We start from the raw sequence: 14,856 nt of genomic DNA on the forward strand, positions 1-14,856 counted from the left end.
CCCGCGCGCTCTGTGGCGACATTCGCCAAAGAGCGCGTGTTTCGTTTTAGCGGGCGCTGGCGAGACGCTTCGGCGAAGCTGCCGGCGCCCTGCATGTGTCAATCGAATTCACAACAAGATGCGCAACAATCGGGGAGAAAATCCCTCGATAGCGCTCAAAACAAGAGAAGTCGTCCCCCGATGAGCCAAGTGCCGCCCCCCGCGCCTCTGACATCCTCCGCTGCGCCGAACCCCCAGGCCGATGAACGCCTCGGCCGTTTGCTGATGATCGCCGCCATGGTGATCTCGGGCACGATCGGTTATTTCGTGCTGATGTCGGGACAACCGGCGCTGAACGTGGTTTTCTTCCGTTGCCTGATCGGCGCCGTCAGCCTTTGCGCATGGTGCGCGTGGCGCGGCTACTGGCGTGGCCTGCGCATGACGCGCTGGCAGATCGTGAATGTGACGCTCGGCGCCATCACGCTCGTCTCCAACTGGTACTTCCTGTTCACGGCCTACCGCATGACGTCGGTGGGCATCACGACCGTCGTCTACAACGTTCAGCCGTTCCTGTTGGTGCTCGCTAGTGTAATCGTCACGCGCGAGCGGCCGTCGCTCGCTACGCTGGCCTGCCTTGGCGTCGCGTTTGCGGGGCTGGTGATTCTGGCCGAGCCGGGCGGTGTGCATGGCACGAACTATCTGCTGGGCGTGGCGAGTGCACTGGCCGCTGCGTCGCTCTACGCTGCGACCACGCTATTCACCAAGAAACTTGCCGGGACGATCCGGCCGGAGATCATCGCCGCCTTGCATATGACGATCGGTGCGGTCGTTTTCGTGTGGATGGCCGATTTCCGGCACCTGCCGTCGGCCCCGCGCGAAATGGGGGCCATCGTCACGCTGGGGCTTTTCCATACGACGTTCATGTATCTGCTGCTGTACGGCGCGTTCCAGAAGGCGTCGACGTCCAGCCTCGCGGTGTTCGGTTTCGTCTATCCGGTCGTGGCCGTGGCGGTCGACTTTCTGGCGTTCGGGATCGTGCTGCACCCGACCCAATGGCTTGGCGGCGTGATGATTCTGCTGGCGGCCGGCTGGTACGCCCGTGGGTTGGGGACCTCGCCCGCGGGACATCGAGCAAGACCGGCGGGGTTTCGCTAAAATTGCGTCCATGACCTCCCCGATCGAAGTTTGCTGGCGTGGCACGGAAGACTACGCCACATCGTTCGATGCCATGCGCGCGTACACCGACGCGCGCGGTCCGAACGGCCCCGACCAGCTCTGGATCGTCCAGCATCCGCCCGTCTACACGCTCGGACTCGCCGGCGATCCCGCTCACCTGCTTGTCGCCAACACCGGCATCCCACTGGTCAAAGTCGACCGTGGCGGCCAGATCACGTATCACGGCCCCGGTCAGGTGGTGATCTACCTGCTCGTCGACCTGCGTCGCCGCAAGCTTGGCGTGCGGGAAATGGTGCGGCTGATCGAGCAGGCGGTGATCGACACCCTTGGAGCGTATAATCTCGACGTTGAGCGCCAGGCCGGCGCGCCAGGCATCTACGTGAGCCGGGGCGACGGCACCGCAGCTCACGCCGGCGCGAAGATCGCTGCGCTCGGGTTGAAAATCCGCAATGGATGCAGTTATCACGGCGTATCGCTTAATGTCGCCATGGATCTGCGTCCGTTCGACTGGATCAATCCGTGCGGTTACGCCGGTTTGCAAACTGTAGACATGGCCACGCTAGGCGTGGCTCCCCGCTGGGACGAAGTGGCCGCGCGACTGGCGCAGCAACTCGGTCATCACCTCGAACAGCACCCCGCGACGACCGATGTCGCGCCGAAGGCCGATCAAGCAACGGCCACGGGCGCAAATGCCGCCGCCTGATTGGACGTTTGGAAAGCCCCCACCATGACCACCGTGACTCAGAACGTTATCGAGAACGACGCCGCGAACAAGGAAGTTCGCACGATCGACGGCGAATACGACGCCACCGCCAAGCAGAAATCCCAGGCCAAGACCGCACGCATCCCGATCAAGATCGTGCCGATCGAGCGTTTGAAGAAGCCGGACTGGATTCGTGTGAAGGCTGCCACGCACACGTCCCGCTTCTACGAGATCAAGCAGATCCTGCGCGAGCACAACCTGCACACCGTGTGTGAAGAAGCGAGCTGCCCGAACATCGGCGAGTGCTTCGGCAAGGGCACGGCTACGTTCATGATCATGGGCGACAAGTGCACGCGCCGCTGCCCGTTCTGCGACGTCGGCCACGGCCGTCCCGATCCGCTCGACGCCGATGAGCCGCTCAATCTCGCGAAGACCATCGCGGCAATGCGTCTGAAGTACGTGGTGATCACCAGCGTGGACCGCGACGACCTGCGCGACGGCGGCGCCCAGCACTTCGTCGACTGCATTCGTCACGTGCGCGAGCTGTCGCCGCAGACCCGTATCGAAATCCTGACGCCGGACTTCCGTGCGCGTCTGGATCGTGCGCTGGGCATTCTCAATGCCGCGCCGCCCGACGTGATGAACCACAACCTCGAAACGGTGCCGCGTCTGTACAAGGAAGCGCGCCCGGGCTCGGACTACCAGCACTCGCTCAATCTCCTGAAGGAGTTCAAGGCCGCGCATCCGGATGTCTCGACGAAGTCGGGCCTGATGGTTGGTCTGGGCGAGACGGATGAAGAAATCCTCGAAGTGATGCGCGACATGCGCGCACACAACGTCGACATGCTCACGATCGGTCAGTACCTGCAACCGTCGGAGCACCACCTGCCGGTGCGCCGTTACGTGACGCCGGACACGTTCAAGATGTTCGAGGAAGAGGCCTACAAGATGGGCTTCACCCACGCCGCAGTCGGCGCGATGGTGCGCTCCAGCTACCACGCCGACGTGCAGGCGCACGAAGCCGGCGTGGCCGACGCCATCTGATTCTCCCGCAAGGCTGGCCCGCGCCTCGAACGATGCGCGGGCGACGCCCGGGCGATGTCGCCTGAATCGGACGCTCCGATGATGCGCGACTCGCCGTCCCACGATCCCCAATCGAAATACCGCAAGCGCCGGACACGACGCTGACGTCTGTCGCCCGTTGCTGTCGGCATCGACGACCGACTTTGGCGTCTTCTGATGACTGTGAAGCGCGCCACGTTCCTCATCTGCCACAAAAAATGGCATGAAGATGGCGCGAAAATGACATGTGAGACGCACCGCCTCGCGTTTCCATTACGAGCCGTCACAGCCGCCTTCGGCATTTCTGCCGACGCATCGTCCGCAAGTCCCTGTCCCGTCTGGTTCTCCCGCCTATTTGCTGCGAACGCCGCCGAATTTCCCCTCTCCGCCCGTTCCAGCGGGCGAAATATGTTGTAACAACCGTCATCTTGTTCCTTGCGGTGGGCTGTTCCAAAATAATGAAGTTCTGTTTTGTACCTCAAAACAGGATGCCCGCACGTGAGGAGATTGCATGTCGCGCCAGGTCATCGAAGGCCGCTATTTCGTGGAGACGCCGCCAGGGCAAAGCATTGCCCTCGTGCTGGACTCGCCACACAGCGGCGTCGTGTTTCCGGCGGACTTCGACACGATCGCGCCAACGCGGGCCATTCACGACTGCGGCGACGCCCATGTCGACGAACTCTGGTCGGTCGCGACACATCATGGCGCGACACTCGTGGCGGCGCTGTTCCCGCGCGCCTACATCGATCCGAACCGTGCCGAGCACGACCTCGACCCCGAACTGCTCGCGAGCCTGTGGCCGCACGACGCGCGCCCGCAAGCCTATAGCGAGCGCGGTGTCGGACTGCTGCACCGCTTCGCTGCTCCCAACGTACCGCTTTACGACCGCCGCCTGACGGTGGCCGAAGTCGAGCGTCGCATCCACGACTACTACCGGCCTTATCGCCACGCGCTGCGCGATGCGCTCGATGCCGCCTGGGAACGCCACGGTGTGGTCTGGCATCTCGATTGCCATTCGATGGGCTCGCGCGGCGGAGCGCTCGACCCCGATGCGGGCATGTCGCGCCCCGATGTGCTCGTGAGCGATGGCGACGGCGCCACGGCCGATCCGGCGTTCTCGCGTTGGGTGATGGCCGAATTCACGCGTCTGGGCTTTCGTGTGGCCTACAACGTGCCCTATCGCGGCGGTGATCTGGTGCGCCACTTCGGGCGCCCCGCCGCGCGGCGTCACAGCGTGCAGATCGAACTGAACCGGGCGCTCTACCTGGACGAATCTTGCGGCGAGAAGCATGACGGCTTCTCGGCGCTGCAAGCGCAACTTGGCCAATTCGCGGCGTCGCTCGCCGCCTATGCCGAACAACATAGCGAGGAAGTTTGATGGACTACACAGTCGCTTCAGTCGACACGGCGCTTTCGCTGCTGTCGCTGGTCGGGGAATGTCCCGGCCTGGGTGTGACGGAACTGGCGCAGCGTGCCGGCCTGAACAAGTCGCGGGCATTTCGTCTATTGGCGACGCTCGAGCAGCACCGCTGGGTGGTCCGCGAGGGCAGCCCGGTCACTTACGTGCTCGGCGCGCAGGCGCTGGTGCTCGGCGTGGCGGGGCACGAGCAGGTCAATCTCGTGAAGGTGGCGCATCGTCATCTTCAGGCGCTCAACCGCGCGCTTAACGAGAATATTCAACTGCGTGTGCGCGACGGTCTCGAATCGCTGTGCGTCGCCCGCGTGGAATCGACGCACGAGCTGCGCGTGCACGGCGTGGTCGGCAATCGCCGTCCGCTGTACGTGGGCGCTTCGGGCCGTGTGCTGCTGGCGTTTGCCTCGGACGACGTTCGCGCGCAAGTGCTGGGCCGTCCGCGCAAGCGCTTCACGGCAGGCACGCTCATCGAGCGCGACGAACTGGCGGCGGAACTGCTCAACGTGCGACGTCAGGACTGCGCCGTGAGCTTTGGCGAACTCGCGCCGGAAGCCGTGTCGGTGGCGGTGCCGGTGCGTGATGCCTCCGGTGAAGTGATTGCGTCGCTCTCGGCGTCGGGCCCGTCCTCGCGCATGACGCGCGCGCTGCTGCCGGACATCTCGTCGCGTCTGTCGGCGTGTGCAGCGGAAATTTCCGCTGCACTCGGCTACCAGACGCCGATGCCCGAGGCGCTATCCGCCTGAGCGACACCGTCTGAGAAAGACGTCAGGACGATGGCGGGCGATCACGCCTGCCGTCGTCCACCGCTGTCTTCGATGCGCCTGTCCTCGTAAGGAAAGGGGGTCAAGATGGCTTTCGATTTTTTCAACGGACCGTTGTGGTGTATCCCGCTCGGGGATTGCCCGCACCATCGCCGTCATATCGCGTGAAATTTCCCGATTTCACCGGATTTTCTGGAAATCCAGAAAGTTTCTCCGCCTGTTTTCTGGTTTTTCGTATAACGGAACATCGGGTTTTCCACAGCTTCCCACAATAAAATCAATGACTTGCATCGATGGCATAAGTCTTGCTTTCTAATGCGCGTGCTGCCGGAGCGTCCGAATTCTCATCAGGAATCCGGAAACCCAGAGCAAGCCGTTCTAATAAGAGAGGAGACCTTATGTTCAAGCAATGTCTTGCCGCCGCTGCGCTGTGCGCGGCTTCGCTTCACGCGTTTGCCGACGATCTGGTGCGTTTGGGGAATCTGAAGTTCGCCCACTATGGCGCCGTGTCGTACATGAAGGTGATCGGACCGAAGTACGGCCTGAAGATCGAGGAACGGATGTTCGCCAAGGGCGTGGACATCATGCCAGCCATCGTGGCCGGCCAGATCGACGTGTCGGCAAGCGCGCTTGACGCCGCGATCGCAGGTCGTGCGCAGGGCGCGCCGATCTATGCGGTCGCCGGTTTTGCCAAGGGCGGTGTGCGTCTCGTGGCGAAGAAGGGCCTGCCGATCACCAAGGTGGCCGATCTCAAGGGCAAGAAAGTCGGCGTGGCTCGCGGCGGCGCTCAGGAACTGATTCTGTACGCAGAACTGGCGAAGGCCGGTCTGACGTGGTCGGATCAGCCGGGCAAGGACGTGCAGATCATGTTCATGGCGTTCGCCGATCTGAATCAGGCGCTCGCCGCCGGCAGCATCGATGCGATGTGCCAGTCCGAACCGCAAGCGTCGCAATCCATCAACAAGGGCTTCGGTGTCGAAGTTCTCAAGCCGTACGACACGCCGATCGGCGAGCCGGTCCGCGCGCTCGTGATTACCGAGAAGCTCTACAAGGAAAAGCCGGACGTCGCGCAGCGTCTGATGTACGCGTTCGTCGAAGCGACCGATTACTTCATCAAGAACCCGAAGGCCGCCGAGAAGTTCGTTCGCGAGGACATGTTCAAGAACCAGATCACCGAGCAGGATTTCACGGACGCCATCGGCAACTCGCCGTACAGCTACGACCTGAGCCTCTCGCACGTGCAACTCACCACCGACCTGATGAAGAAATACGGCGTGGGCAAGTTGCAGGATCCGGTGCCGAAGGCTGAAGACTGGGTCAAGCTCGACCTGCTCGCCAAGGCGAAGACCAAGCTGAACATCAAGTAAGGCGAGGCGAACGGATGTCCGCAGTTCTTCCCAATTCGGGGGTCTCGCGCACCACGCGTCTGCTGCGTGGTGTGCTGATTCCGGTCGCGGTCGTGGTGATCTGGCAGATCGTCACTGGCCTCGGCTGGATCAACCCGATCATTCTCCCGTCGCCGCTCGCCGTCGTGGTCAAGTGGTGGCAATACCTCAAGCCGACCGTCGCGATGTCCGACGGTTTCAACGCGTGGCTCCAGTCGAGCGAGCTGCTCATGGACGCCACGCACAGCCTGTATCGCGTGGTGATGGGCTTCCTCGTCGGGGCGGGCATCGCCTTGCCGCTCGGTCTGCTCATGGGCACGAGCACGCGCGTCTACGGCCTGTTCAATCCGCTGGTGCAGGTGGTGCGTCCGATTCCCCCGATCGCGTACATCCCGCTGGCCATCCTGTGGTTTGGTCTGGGCAACCCGCCTGCGTTCTTCCTCATCGCGCTGGGGGCGTTCTTCCCGGTGCTGATGAACACGATCGCCGGTGTGCGTCACGTCGACGGCATCTACCTGCGTGCCGCGCGCAACCTTGGCGCGGGCCAGTTGACCATCTTCCGCCGCGTGATTCTGCCGGCGGCCACGCCGTACATCCTGTCGGGCGTGCGGATCGGTATCGGCACGGCGTTCATCGTGGTGATCGTGGCCGAGATGATCGCCGTGAACAACGGCCTGGGCTATCGCATTCTGGAAGCGCGCGAGTACATGTGGTCCGACAAGATCATCGCCGGCATGCTGACCATCGGTCTGCTCGGTCTGGTGATCGACCTCGGCATGGATCGTCTCAACAACCACCTGCTCAAGTGGCATCGTGGTCTGGAAACCAAGTAAGGCAAGGGAGACGACCGACATGCTGATTCAAATCGATCACGTCAACAAACAGTTCCCGGTGCCCGGCGGTGTCGTCGATGCCCTCAAGGACATCGATCTGAGCATCGACGCGGGTGAGTTCGTCTGCCTGCTCGGGCCCTCGGGCTGCGGCAAGTCGACGCTGCTCAACGCGCTCGCGGGCTTTGTGCAACCGACGTCGGGCGCGATCCGTATCGACGGCCGCGCCGACGCGGCAGCCGAACCTGGCCCGGACCGCGGCATGGTGTTCCAGGAGTACGCGCTGTTTCCGTGGATGACGGTGGCGCAGAACATCGCCTTCGGGCTCGAAATCAAGGGAATGAAGCGCGCCGAGATCAACGAGCGCGTGGACCTGCTGCTCGGCAAGCTCAATCTGCGCGAATTTCGCGAGCGCTTTCCGCGCGATCTGTCGGGTGGCATGCGTCAGCGCGTGGCGATTGCCCGCGTGCTGGCGCTCGACAGCCCGATCATGCTCATGGACGAGCCGTTCGGTGCGCTCGACGCGCTGACGCGTCGCACGTTGCAGGACGAGCTGCTGCGCATTTGGGAGGAATTCAAGAAGACGATCATTTTCGTCACACACAGCATCGAGGAGTCGATCTATCTGGCCGACCGGGTCGTCGTCATGACGTACCGACCGGGCACGGTCAAGCGGGACGTGGCCATCGACCTGCCCCGTCCGCGCGACACGGCAGGCAGCGAATTCAATGAATTGAAGAAGGAGCTGGCCCAGATGGTGATGGAGGAGCAAATGCGCTTTGCGCAAAGCGAGATTCGCGGGGTCACCGCGGATTGATAACAAGGGCGGTGGCGTGCCCCACCGCCTGAAGAGGAAACAACATGCAAACCCAGACCAAAAAACCCTTTTACCGCATCCTGTACGTGCAGGTGCTGTTTGCCATCGTCATCGGCATTCTGCTCGGGCACTTCAAGCCCGATCTCGCCGTTGAGATGAAGCCGCTTGGCGACGCGTTCATCAAGCTCATCAAGATGATCATCGGTCCGGTGATCTTCTGTACGGTCGTGACCGGTATCGCCGGCATGGAAGACATGAAGAAGGTCGGCCGCGTTGGCGGCAAGGCGCTGATCTACTTCGAAGTCGTGTCGACACTGGCACTGGTGATCGGTCTGATCGCCACGCACGTGCTCAAGCCGGGCGCCGGCTTCAACGTCGATATCAACTCGCTCGATCCGAAGGCGATCGCCGGCTACGCCGCGAAGGCCGCGCACGGCGACACGTTCACCGACTTCCTGCTGCACCTGATCCCGAACACGATCACCGACGCGTTCGCCAAGGGTGAAATCCTTCAGATCCTCGTGATCGCTATCCTGTTCGGCGCCGCCCTTGGCGCGATCGGCGAGCGTGGCCGCGTGGTGACGAACTGGATCGACAGCGTGTCGGGCGTGCTCTTCCGCGTGGTGCACATCATCACCAAGGTCGCTCCGCTGGGCGCCTTCGGTGCCATGGCCTTCACCATCGGCAAGTATGGTATCGCTTCGCTGGTGCCGCTGGCCAAGCTCATGGGCACGTTCTACCTGACGTCGTTCCTGTTCGTGATCGTCGTGCTGGGTCTGATCGCCAAGTTCACGGGCTTCTCGATCTTCCGCTTCCTCGCCTACATCAAGGAAGAGCTGCTGATCGTGCTGGGTACCAGCTCGTCGGAAGCTGCACTGCCGCACCTGATGGAAAAGATGGAAAAGGCCGGTTGCTCGAAGTCGGTGGTGGGTCTGGTGATCCCGACCGGTTACTCGTTCAACCTCGACGGCACCAACATCTACATGACGATGGCCGTGCTGTTCATCGCACAAGCGACGAACATCGACCTGACCTGGGGCCAACAGCTCACGCTGCTCGCCGTGGCGATGCTGACCTCGAAGGGCGCTTCGGGCGTGACCGGCGCAGGCTTCATCACGCTGGCCGCTACGCTGGCCGTGATCCCGACGATTCCGGTCGCCGGGATGGTGCTGATTCTCGGCATCGACCGCTTCATGAGCGAATGCCGTGCGCTGACGAACATCGTCGGCAACGGTGTCGCGACGATCGTCGTGTCGGCCTGGGAAAAGGAACTGGACCGCAAGAAGCTGGCCGAGGCCATGTCGGGCAAGCAAGGTCCTGAGCTGGCCTGACGGCCGGTGGCAGGGGCGGCGGCGCGGTCTCGCATGACAGCGCTGGCGTCCCGCCAGAGTAACGTTAGTAACGTTTGCCACCGGGCGGCGCGGCACAGGCACAATAGCGCCTGAGCTTCGCCGCCCGGTGGTCCTTGATTCTCGTGAATATGCACGGGTTTGGCGATACCGACAGAGGGTGCCCACGCGCCGTCTGTCGACATCGTACGAACCGGCAACCGACGTCAACAAGGCGTATTTCTTCACTCACGCCCTAATGGCTACCCTGCACGACAACATGAGCCGCGCCCGTTCGAGCGACACCTCGCAAGGTGCCGCGTCGCCCGCGAGTGCTGCTACCCCCCGGCGCGACGAAGTCCCCATCGATTTCGAGAGGACTGTGCCGATGCGCCGTTGGTCGTGGATCGTCGTCATGTTGCTGGCGAGCGTCCTGTTCTGCTGGTTGACGTACGCCCTGAGCTGGCAGCGCGGCGTGGCCGACCTGCGCGTGAACGCCGGCGCGCGCGTGGAGCGCTACGCGGGCAGCCTGCGCAGCACCGTCGACCGCTACGAGTTCCTGCCGTACCTGCTCTCGCTGCATCCGTACGTGCACGACCTGCTGCTCGACCCCAAGAACAAGGCCGTCGTGCAGCGGGCCAACGACTACCTGTTCGACGTGAACCAGCGCGCCAAGGCCTCGGCGGCGTACGTCATCGACGCCAATGGCCTTGCGCTCGCGGCCAGCAACTGGCGCGAGAAGGCGACGTTCGTCGGGCAGGAGTATCGGTTCCGTCCGTATTTCATCGACGCCATCAAAGGCGCGTTCGGCCGCTTCTATGGCGTGGGCACGACCTCCGGCGAGCCGGGGTATTTCGTCTCCCAGCCGATTCTGGTCGACGGACAGATCCACGGCGTGGTCGTGGTGAAGCTCAACCTGGAGTGGTTTCAGCGCGCGGGGGCCGACGCCTCCGAACCTGTGGTCGTCGCCGACGATCATGGCGTGATCTTCCTGTCGTCCGAGCCGCGCTGGCAGTATCGTTCGCTCACGCCGCTCGCCCCGGATGTCAAGGCGGCGCTCGACAGCACGCGTCAGTACTACAACCAGAACGTCACGCCGCTCGCGTGGAGCGAAGACGAGCGACTCGATGCCGATGGTGAAGTCGTGACCGTTCGCGACGGTCGAGGCTCGGGCAAGACCCGCCGCTTTCTCGCGGTGCAGCGCAAGCTGGGGGAGCCAGACTGGACGCTCATGTACTTCGCGCCGCTCGATCAGGTGATCGCCAACGCACGCATCGCGGCGGTGGCGGCAGCGTGTCTTGCGGCGTTCACATGTTTGTTGGGCGTGGCGTGGAATCAGCGTCGTCAACGTGTGCGCGATATGCTCAAGAGCCGCGAGTTGCTGCAATCGGCGTATGCCGAGCTGGGCGAACGCGTGGCTGAGCGCACCGCCGATCTGCAATCCGCGAACGAACGTCTGCAAACCGAAGTGCAGGAGCGTTCACGCACCGAACATGAATTGCGCGAGGCGCAGAGCGAACTCGTGCAGGCGTCGAAACTCGTGGCGCTGGGTCAGATGGCGGCGGGCATCACGCATGAACTGAATCAGCCGCTCTCCGCGCTGCGCAGCTTCTCGGACAACACGCGCGTGCTGATCGAGCGTCGCGAGTACGACGCCGCGCAGGAAAACCTCGAAGCCATTGCGTCGCTCACCGATCGCATGGGCAAGATCACGGGGCAGTTGCGGCTTTTCGCCGGACGCGCGCGTCGCGGCGACATGGAAGCCTCGGTGGCGCGCGCGTTGGACAACACGTTGATGCTGTTGCGCGGACGTCTCGCCGGCATCCAGGTAACGACAACGTTTGCCAACGGACTCGAAGACGTTCAGGTGGCGTGCGAAGGGTTGCGGCTCGAACAAGTGCTGATCAACCTGGTGGGAAATGCCATCGACGCCGTGGCGGGGGCCGCAAGCCCGCAAGCCTCGCCGTCGATCTGGATCGATGTAGACGCGGACGATCTGTGGGTGCGCATTTACGTGCGTGACAACGGGCCAGGAATCGCGGAGGCACATATGCCGCGTCTGTTCGAGCCGTTTTTCAGTACCAAGGAGGGCGGTCAGGGCATGGGGCTCGGACTCGCAATTTCGTCGTCCATCGCACAAGAGAACGGCGGCCAGTTGGTCGCGCGCAATGTTCCGGGCGGTGGCGCAGAATTTCTCGTGACGCTGCGCCGCGTGCAACGCACCGGCGCGACAATCGCATGATGTACAAGAACCTCCAGATCCTATTTGTCGAAGACGACGAACTCGTGCGGCGTGCCACGCTGCAGAGCCTGCAACTCGCCGGGCTCGATGCCTTCGGACTCGCCTCGGCCGAAGCTGCGCGCGAACGTATCACGCCGGACTTCGCCGGCATTGTCGTATCCGATATTCGCCTGATCGGCATGAGCGGACTCGAACTGCTCGCGCATCTGCGTCAGCATGCGCCGGAAGTGCCGGTGATTCTCGTCACCGGTCACGGCGATATTTCGATGGCGGTGCAGGCCATCCGCGACGGCGCTTACGACTTCATCGAGAAACCCTTTGCGCCGGATCGTCTGATCGAGTCGGCCAAGCGTGCGCTCGAGACGCGCAAGCTCATGCTGGAGAATCAGGCGTTGCGCCGCGAACTGGCGGAGCAGGGCGGTCGTGCCTCGCGCATCATCGGACGCAGTCCGTCGATGGAGACGCTGCGTACGCTCATCGCCAACGTGGCCATGACGGATGCCCCTGTCCTCATCAACGGCGACACCGGCACCGGCAAGGAACTGGTCGCGCGCAGCCTGCACGAACTGTCGCGCCGCAGCGATGCGCCGTTCGTCGCGCTGAACTGCGGGGCGTTGCCCGAAGCTATTTTCGAGAGCGAGATGTTCGGTCACGAAGTCGGCGCGTTCACCGGCGCGGCCAAGCGTCGCATCGGCAAGCTCGAACACGCGTCGGGCGGCACGCTGTTTCTCGACGAGATCGAGAGCATGCCGGCGGCGTTGCAGGTCAAGTTGCTGCGCGTGTTGCAGGACGGTGTGCTGGAGCGGCTCGGCTCGAATCAGTCGATTCGTGTGGACTGCCGTGTCGTGGCTGCGGCGAAGGGCGACATGGAAGCGCTCGTGCGCGAGGGTACGTTCCGTCGCGATCTGTATTACCGGCTGAATGTGGTGACGCTGGCGCTGCCGCCGCTGCGCGAGCGGCGCGAAGACATCCTGCCGCTGTTCGAACACTTCATGCTCGACGCCGCCGTGCGGTATGGACGGCCCGCGCCGGTGGTGTCGGATCGGATGCGTCAGGAACTGCTGCAATCGGATTGGCCCGGTAACGTGCGCGAACTGCGTAACGCTGCTGACCGCCTTGTGTTGGGAGTGGCGAGTGCGCCGGAAAGCGATGGCACGCTCGCACCGCTGCCGCTCAAGGAACAGGTGGAACGTTTCGAGCGCGCCGTGCTGCAAGAAGCGCTGGAGCATAGCAAGGGCAACGTGGCCGCGACGGCCGAGGCGCTGCACGTTCCCAAAGCCACGCTGTACGAAAAGCTCAAGCGGTATGGCTTGCATACGCGTGGACACGGCGAGGGCGGGACGGGTGGTGACGGGCGGTGAAGGTCGTCCAGGGATTGCGATCGGCTCGGCAGAACGATCGGTGATTTCCCATCGCGCATCGAATATCGAATCGATGGCTGCTGCTGTCGTGGCGATGTCCGACCCGCTCCGTCATTCGCGTCTTAAGCTCGCGTCTTAAGCGATCAGGTCGACCTTACCGTTGCCGAGGCGGTACACCCCACCGATGATCTTCAACGTCCCCTTCGTTTCTGCATCCCGAAGGATGGCAGACGCCGTGCGCAAAGCGTTCACGTTGTCACGCACGTTCTGTGCAACGGCTGCGTCGAGTCGGTCGGGGGCGTTGATGTCGATCTTGCGCACTGACGACTCAATCTTCCGAACCAGTGTCTGGATGCTGCCCGGGTATTTTGTGCCCTTGGTGTGAGCACTCAGCGCGGCCTCGACGGCGCCGCATTTGTCGTGGCCCAACACCAGAATGAGCGGCACCTTAAGTACGCCAACGGCATATTCGAGGCTACCCGTGGCTTCGTCGCTCGCAATGTTGCCCGCGACGCGGGCCGTGAATAGATCGCCGCGCACGCTGTCGAACGCGTACTCCGGCGCGACGCGCGAGTCCGCGCAACCGAGCAGTGCGGCATAAGGATTTTGTCCGCCGTTGAGCGGTTCCCGTTCGGATGCGAAGTCATGGCGTTGCATGAGTCCGGCGACATAGCGGGCATTGCCCTCCTGCAATCGCGCGATCGCGTCGTCCGGTGTGATGACGTTGTGCGGCTTGAGAGGCTGCACGGCAAAGGCCGGGGCAGAGATGCCGCTCGTCAGTCCTGCCACGGTGGCGGCCAGCGCCCCCGAGCCCTGCAGAAATTTGCGTCGCGCCGACGTTGGCGTCTCAGGGTGTCTCGTCTCGCACATCATGCACCTTCCGGAAAAAGAGAGTGGATTGGTGACATGGATTCTGTGAGCGTGATCACGCGGCAACTGCGGTGCCGATCGCGGCATGTTGCCGCACGCTCGCGAATCGGTTCATCTGTCGGCCGCTTGACGGCGAGCGGGCAACGTTATTGAAACGCATATTGGGAAAATGCTTTGGATTCGGGTGCCTAACTTTCGATTTCGGACGAGTGTGTGATGTCGACTGTCTCGTCGAAGAAAACAAAAAGCGCCCCGTGGGGCGCTTGTTGGTTCGATGCGTCGATGTTAGATGTCGTGAGGCGTGGCGTCGGAGTCGTGGACTATGGGCTGTTGGGCTATCGGCGTTGATGTGCGTCAGGCCTGCTTCGCGAGTGCCGTCTCGATGAGCTTGTTCAGTTCGGCATATTCCGGCTCGCCGACGTACTGCTTGAGCACCTTGCCGTTACGGTCCACGACGAACGTCGTCGGCGTGAGTTGCACGTTGCCGTATTGCTTGGCGACGCTGCCGTCCGAGTCCATTGCCACCTTGAAGGGCAACTGACGCGTCTGCGCGTAATTCATCACGTACATCGGCGGATCGTAGCTCATCGCCACGGCGACGAATTCCAGTCCCTGACCCTTGTACTTCTCGTACGTCTTCACCATCGTCGGCATTTCCTTCATGCACGTGACGCAGCTCGTTGCCCAGAAGTTGACCAGATAGACCTTGCCCTTGAGCTGGTCGGTCGCGAGCTTCTGGCCGGAGAGCAACGTGAACGTGGCTTCAGGCGCGCGCTTCTGTCCGGCGAAGGTGAAGTAGGCGGCGATAGCCACGGCGGCGATGATCGCGATGGCGATGATCTTGCCGAGAGGAGACTTGCGGGAGGTCGTAGCGCTCATGACACAGCCGTGTGGGTGATTTTGGAGGACGAGTCGACGTCGATTCTAC

General features: G+C 62.9%; 13 protein-coding genes. 11 read left to right on the forward strand and 2 right to left on the reverse strand.

Features of this window, described 5'->3' with window-relative positions:
• Nucleotides 1–180: 180 nt before the first annotated feature.
• The 11 genes from PCA20602_RS09455 (at nt 181) to PCA20602_RS09505 (ending at nt 13,058) form a co-directional block, all read left to right on the forward strand.
• On the forward strand, nt 181–1,134 hold the full coding sequence (locus PCA20602_RS09455; protein WP_174980935.1) for a DMT family transporter: 954 nt from the start codon (nt 181–183) through the stop codon (nt 1,132–1,134).
• A gap of 10 nt (nt 1,135–1,144) precedes the next feature.
• A complete protein-coding gene (lipB, locus tag PCA20602_RS09460; protein ID WP_150720987.1) occupies nt 1,145–1,858 on the forward strand; it encodes a lipoyl(octanoyl) transferase LipB in 714 nt (237 codons plus the stop codon).
• Nucleotides 1,859–1,882: 24 nt separating this feature from the next.
• Complete coding sequence (gene lipA / locus PCA20602_RS09465; RefSeq protein WP_069340391.1) at nt 1,883–2,902, forward strand: lipoyl synthase; 1,020 nt, start codon at nt 1,883–1,885, stop codon at nt 2,900–2,902.
• 529 nt (nt 2,903–3,431) lie between these two features.
• On the forward strand, nt 3,432–4,298 hold the full coding sequence (locus PCA20602_RS09470; protein WP_150720988.1) for an N-formylglutamate amidohydrolase: 867 nt from the start codon (nt 3,432–3,434) through the stop codon (nt 4,296–4,298).
• Nucleotides 4,298–5,077, forward strand: a complete 780-nt coding sequence (locus PCA20602_RS09475) for an IclR family transcriptional regulator (RefSeq protein ID WP_069340389.1) — start codon at nt 4,298–4,300, stop codon at nt 5,075–5,077. Before PCA20602_RS09470 ends, PCA20602_RS09475 begins: the two co-directional genes overlap by 1 nt.
• Before the next feature lie 416 nt (nt 5,078–5,493).
• Nucleotides 5,494–6,462, forward strand: coding sequence for an ABC transporter substrate-binding protein (locus tag PCA20602_RS09480; RefSeq protein WP_069340388.1), 969 nt, complete (start codon nt 5,494–5,496; stop codon nt 6,460–6,462).
• Nucleotides 6,463–6,476: 14 nt separating this feature from the next.
• The gene (locus PCA20602_RS09485) at nt 6,477–7,313 is read left to right on the forward strand and encodes an ABC transporter permease (protein WP_174980937.1); all 837 of its coding nucleotides are present in this window, start codon (nt 6,477–6,479) and stop codon (nt 7,311–7,313) included.
• A 19-nt stretch (nt 7,314–7,332) separates the two neighbouring features.
• The gene (locus PCA20602_RS09490) at nt 7,333–8,127 is read left to right on the forward strand and encodes an ABC transporter ATP-binding protein (protein ID WP_150720989.1); all 795 of its coding nucleotides are present in this window, start codon (nt 7,333–7,335) and stop codon (nt 8,125–8,127) included.
• Nucleotides 8,128–8,171: 44 nt separating this feature from the next.
• The gene (locus tag PCA20602_RS09495; protein WP_150720990.1) at nt 8,172–9,458 is read left to right on the forward strand and encodes a dicarboxylate/amino acid:cation symporter; all 1,287 of its coding nucleotides are present in this window, start codon (nt 8,172–8,174) and stop codon (nt 9,456–9,458) included.
• A gap of 277 nt (nt 9,459–9,735) precedes the next feature.
• The gene (locus tag PCA20602_RS09500) at nt 9,736–11,697 is read left to right on the forward strand and encodes a sensor histidine kinase (RefSeq protein ID WP_343032050.1); all 1,962 of its coding nucleotides are present in this window, start codon (nt 9,736–9,738) and stop codon (nt 11,695–11,697) included.
• Complete coding sequence (locus PCA20602_RS09505; RefSeq protein WP_150721125.1) at nt 11,697–13,058, forward strand: sigma-54-dependent transcriptional regulator; 1,362 nt, start codon at nt 11,697–11,699, stop codon at nt 13,056–13,058. The genes PCA20602_RS09500 and PCA20602_RS09505 overlap by 1 nt, the downstream gene beginning before the upstream one ends.
• Nucleotides 13,059–13,193: 135 nt before the next feature.
• Here PCA20602_RS09505 and PCA20602_RS09510 read toward each other — a convergent pair whose 3' ends face one another.
• Both PCA20602_RS09510 and PCA20602_RS09515 read right to left on the reverse strand, forming a co-directional pair.
• Nucleotides 13,194–13,931 (reverse strand): carbonic anhydrase, encoded by a 738-nt coding sequence (locus tag PCA20602_RS09510; protein ID WP_217432390.1) that lies wholly within the window; start codon nt 13,929–13,931, stop codon nt 13,194–13,196.
• 351 nt (nt 13,932–14,282) lie between these two features.
• Nucleotides 14,283–14,807, reverse strand: coding sequence for a TlpA disulfide reductase family protein (locus PCA20602_RS09515; RefSeq protein ID WP_069340383.1), 525 nt, complete (start codon nt 14,805–14,807; stop codon nt 14,283–14,285).
• Nucleotides 14,808–14,856: the final 49 nt, after the last annotated feature.

This window comes from Pandoraea capi (genome assembly GCF_902459735.1).
GTDB classification, from domain to species: Bacteria; Pseudomonadota; Gammaproteobacteria; order Burkholderiales; family Burkholderiaceae; genus Pandoraea; species Pandoraea capi.

What these genes read in the sequence shown, in the direction of transcription:
- PCA20602_RS09455 (WP_174980935.1), top strand. Translation starts at nt 181, where the DNA reads ATGAGCCAAGTGCCGCCCCCCGCGCCTCTGACATCCTCCGCTGCGCCG.
- lipB (WP_150720987.1), top strand. Translation starts at nt 1,145, where the DNA reads ATGACCTCCCCGATCGAAGTTTGCTGGCGTGGCACGGAAGACTACGCC.
- lipA (WP_069340391.1), top strand. Translation starts at nt 1,883, where the DNA reads ATGACCACCGTGACTCAGAACGTTATCGAGAACGACGCCGCGAACAAG.
- PCA20602_RS09470 (WP_150720988.1), top strand. Translation starts at nt 3,432, where the DNA reads ATGTCGCGCCAGGTCATCGAAGGCCGCTATTTCGTGGAGACGCCGCCA.
- PCA20602_RS09475 (WP_069340389.1), top strand. Translation starts at nt 4,298, where the DNA reads ATGGACTACACAGTCGCTTCAGTCGACACGGCGCTTTCGCTGCTGTCG.
- PCA20602_RS09480 (WP_069340388.1), top strand. Translation starts at nt 5,494, where the DNA reads ATGTTCAAGCAATGTCTTGCCGCCGCTGCGCTGTGCGCGGCTTCGCTT.
- PCA20602_RS09485 (WP_174980937.1), top strand. Translation starts at nt 6,477, where the DNA reads ATGTCCGCAGTTCTTCCCAATTCGGGGGTCTCGCGCACCACGCGTCTG.
- PCA20602_RS09490 (WP_150720989.1), top strand. Translation starts at nt 7,333, where the DNA reads ATGCTGATTCAAATCGATCACGTCAACAAACAGTTCCCGGTGCCCGGC.
- PCA20602_RS09495 (WP_150720990.1), top strand. Translation starts at nt 8,172, where the DNA reads ATGCAAACCCAGACCAAAAAACCCTTTTACCGCATCCTGTACGTGCAG.
- PCA20602_RS09500 (WP_343032050.1), top strand. Translation starts at nt 9,736, where the DNA reads ATGAGCCGCGCCCGTTCGAGCGACACCTCGCAAGGTGCCGCGTCGCCC.
- PCA20602_RS09505 (WP_150721125.1), top strand. Translation starts at nt 11,697, where the DNA reads ATGTACAAGAACCTCCAGATCCTATTTGTCGAAGACGACGAACTCGTG.
- PCA20602_RS09510 (WP_217432390.1), bottom strand. Translation starts at nt 13,931, where the DNA reads ATGATGTGCGAGACGAGACACCCTGAGACGCCAACGTCGGCGCGACGC.
- PCA20602_RS09515 (WP_069340383.1), bottom strand. Translation starts at nt 14,807, where the DNA reads ATGAGCGCTACGACCTCCCGCAAGTCTCCTCTCGGCAAGATCATCGCC.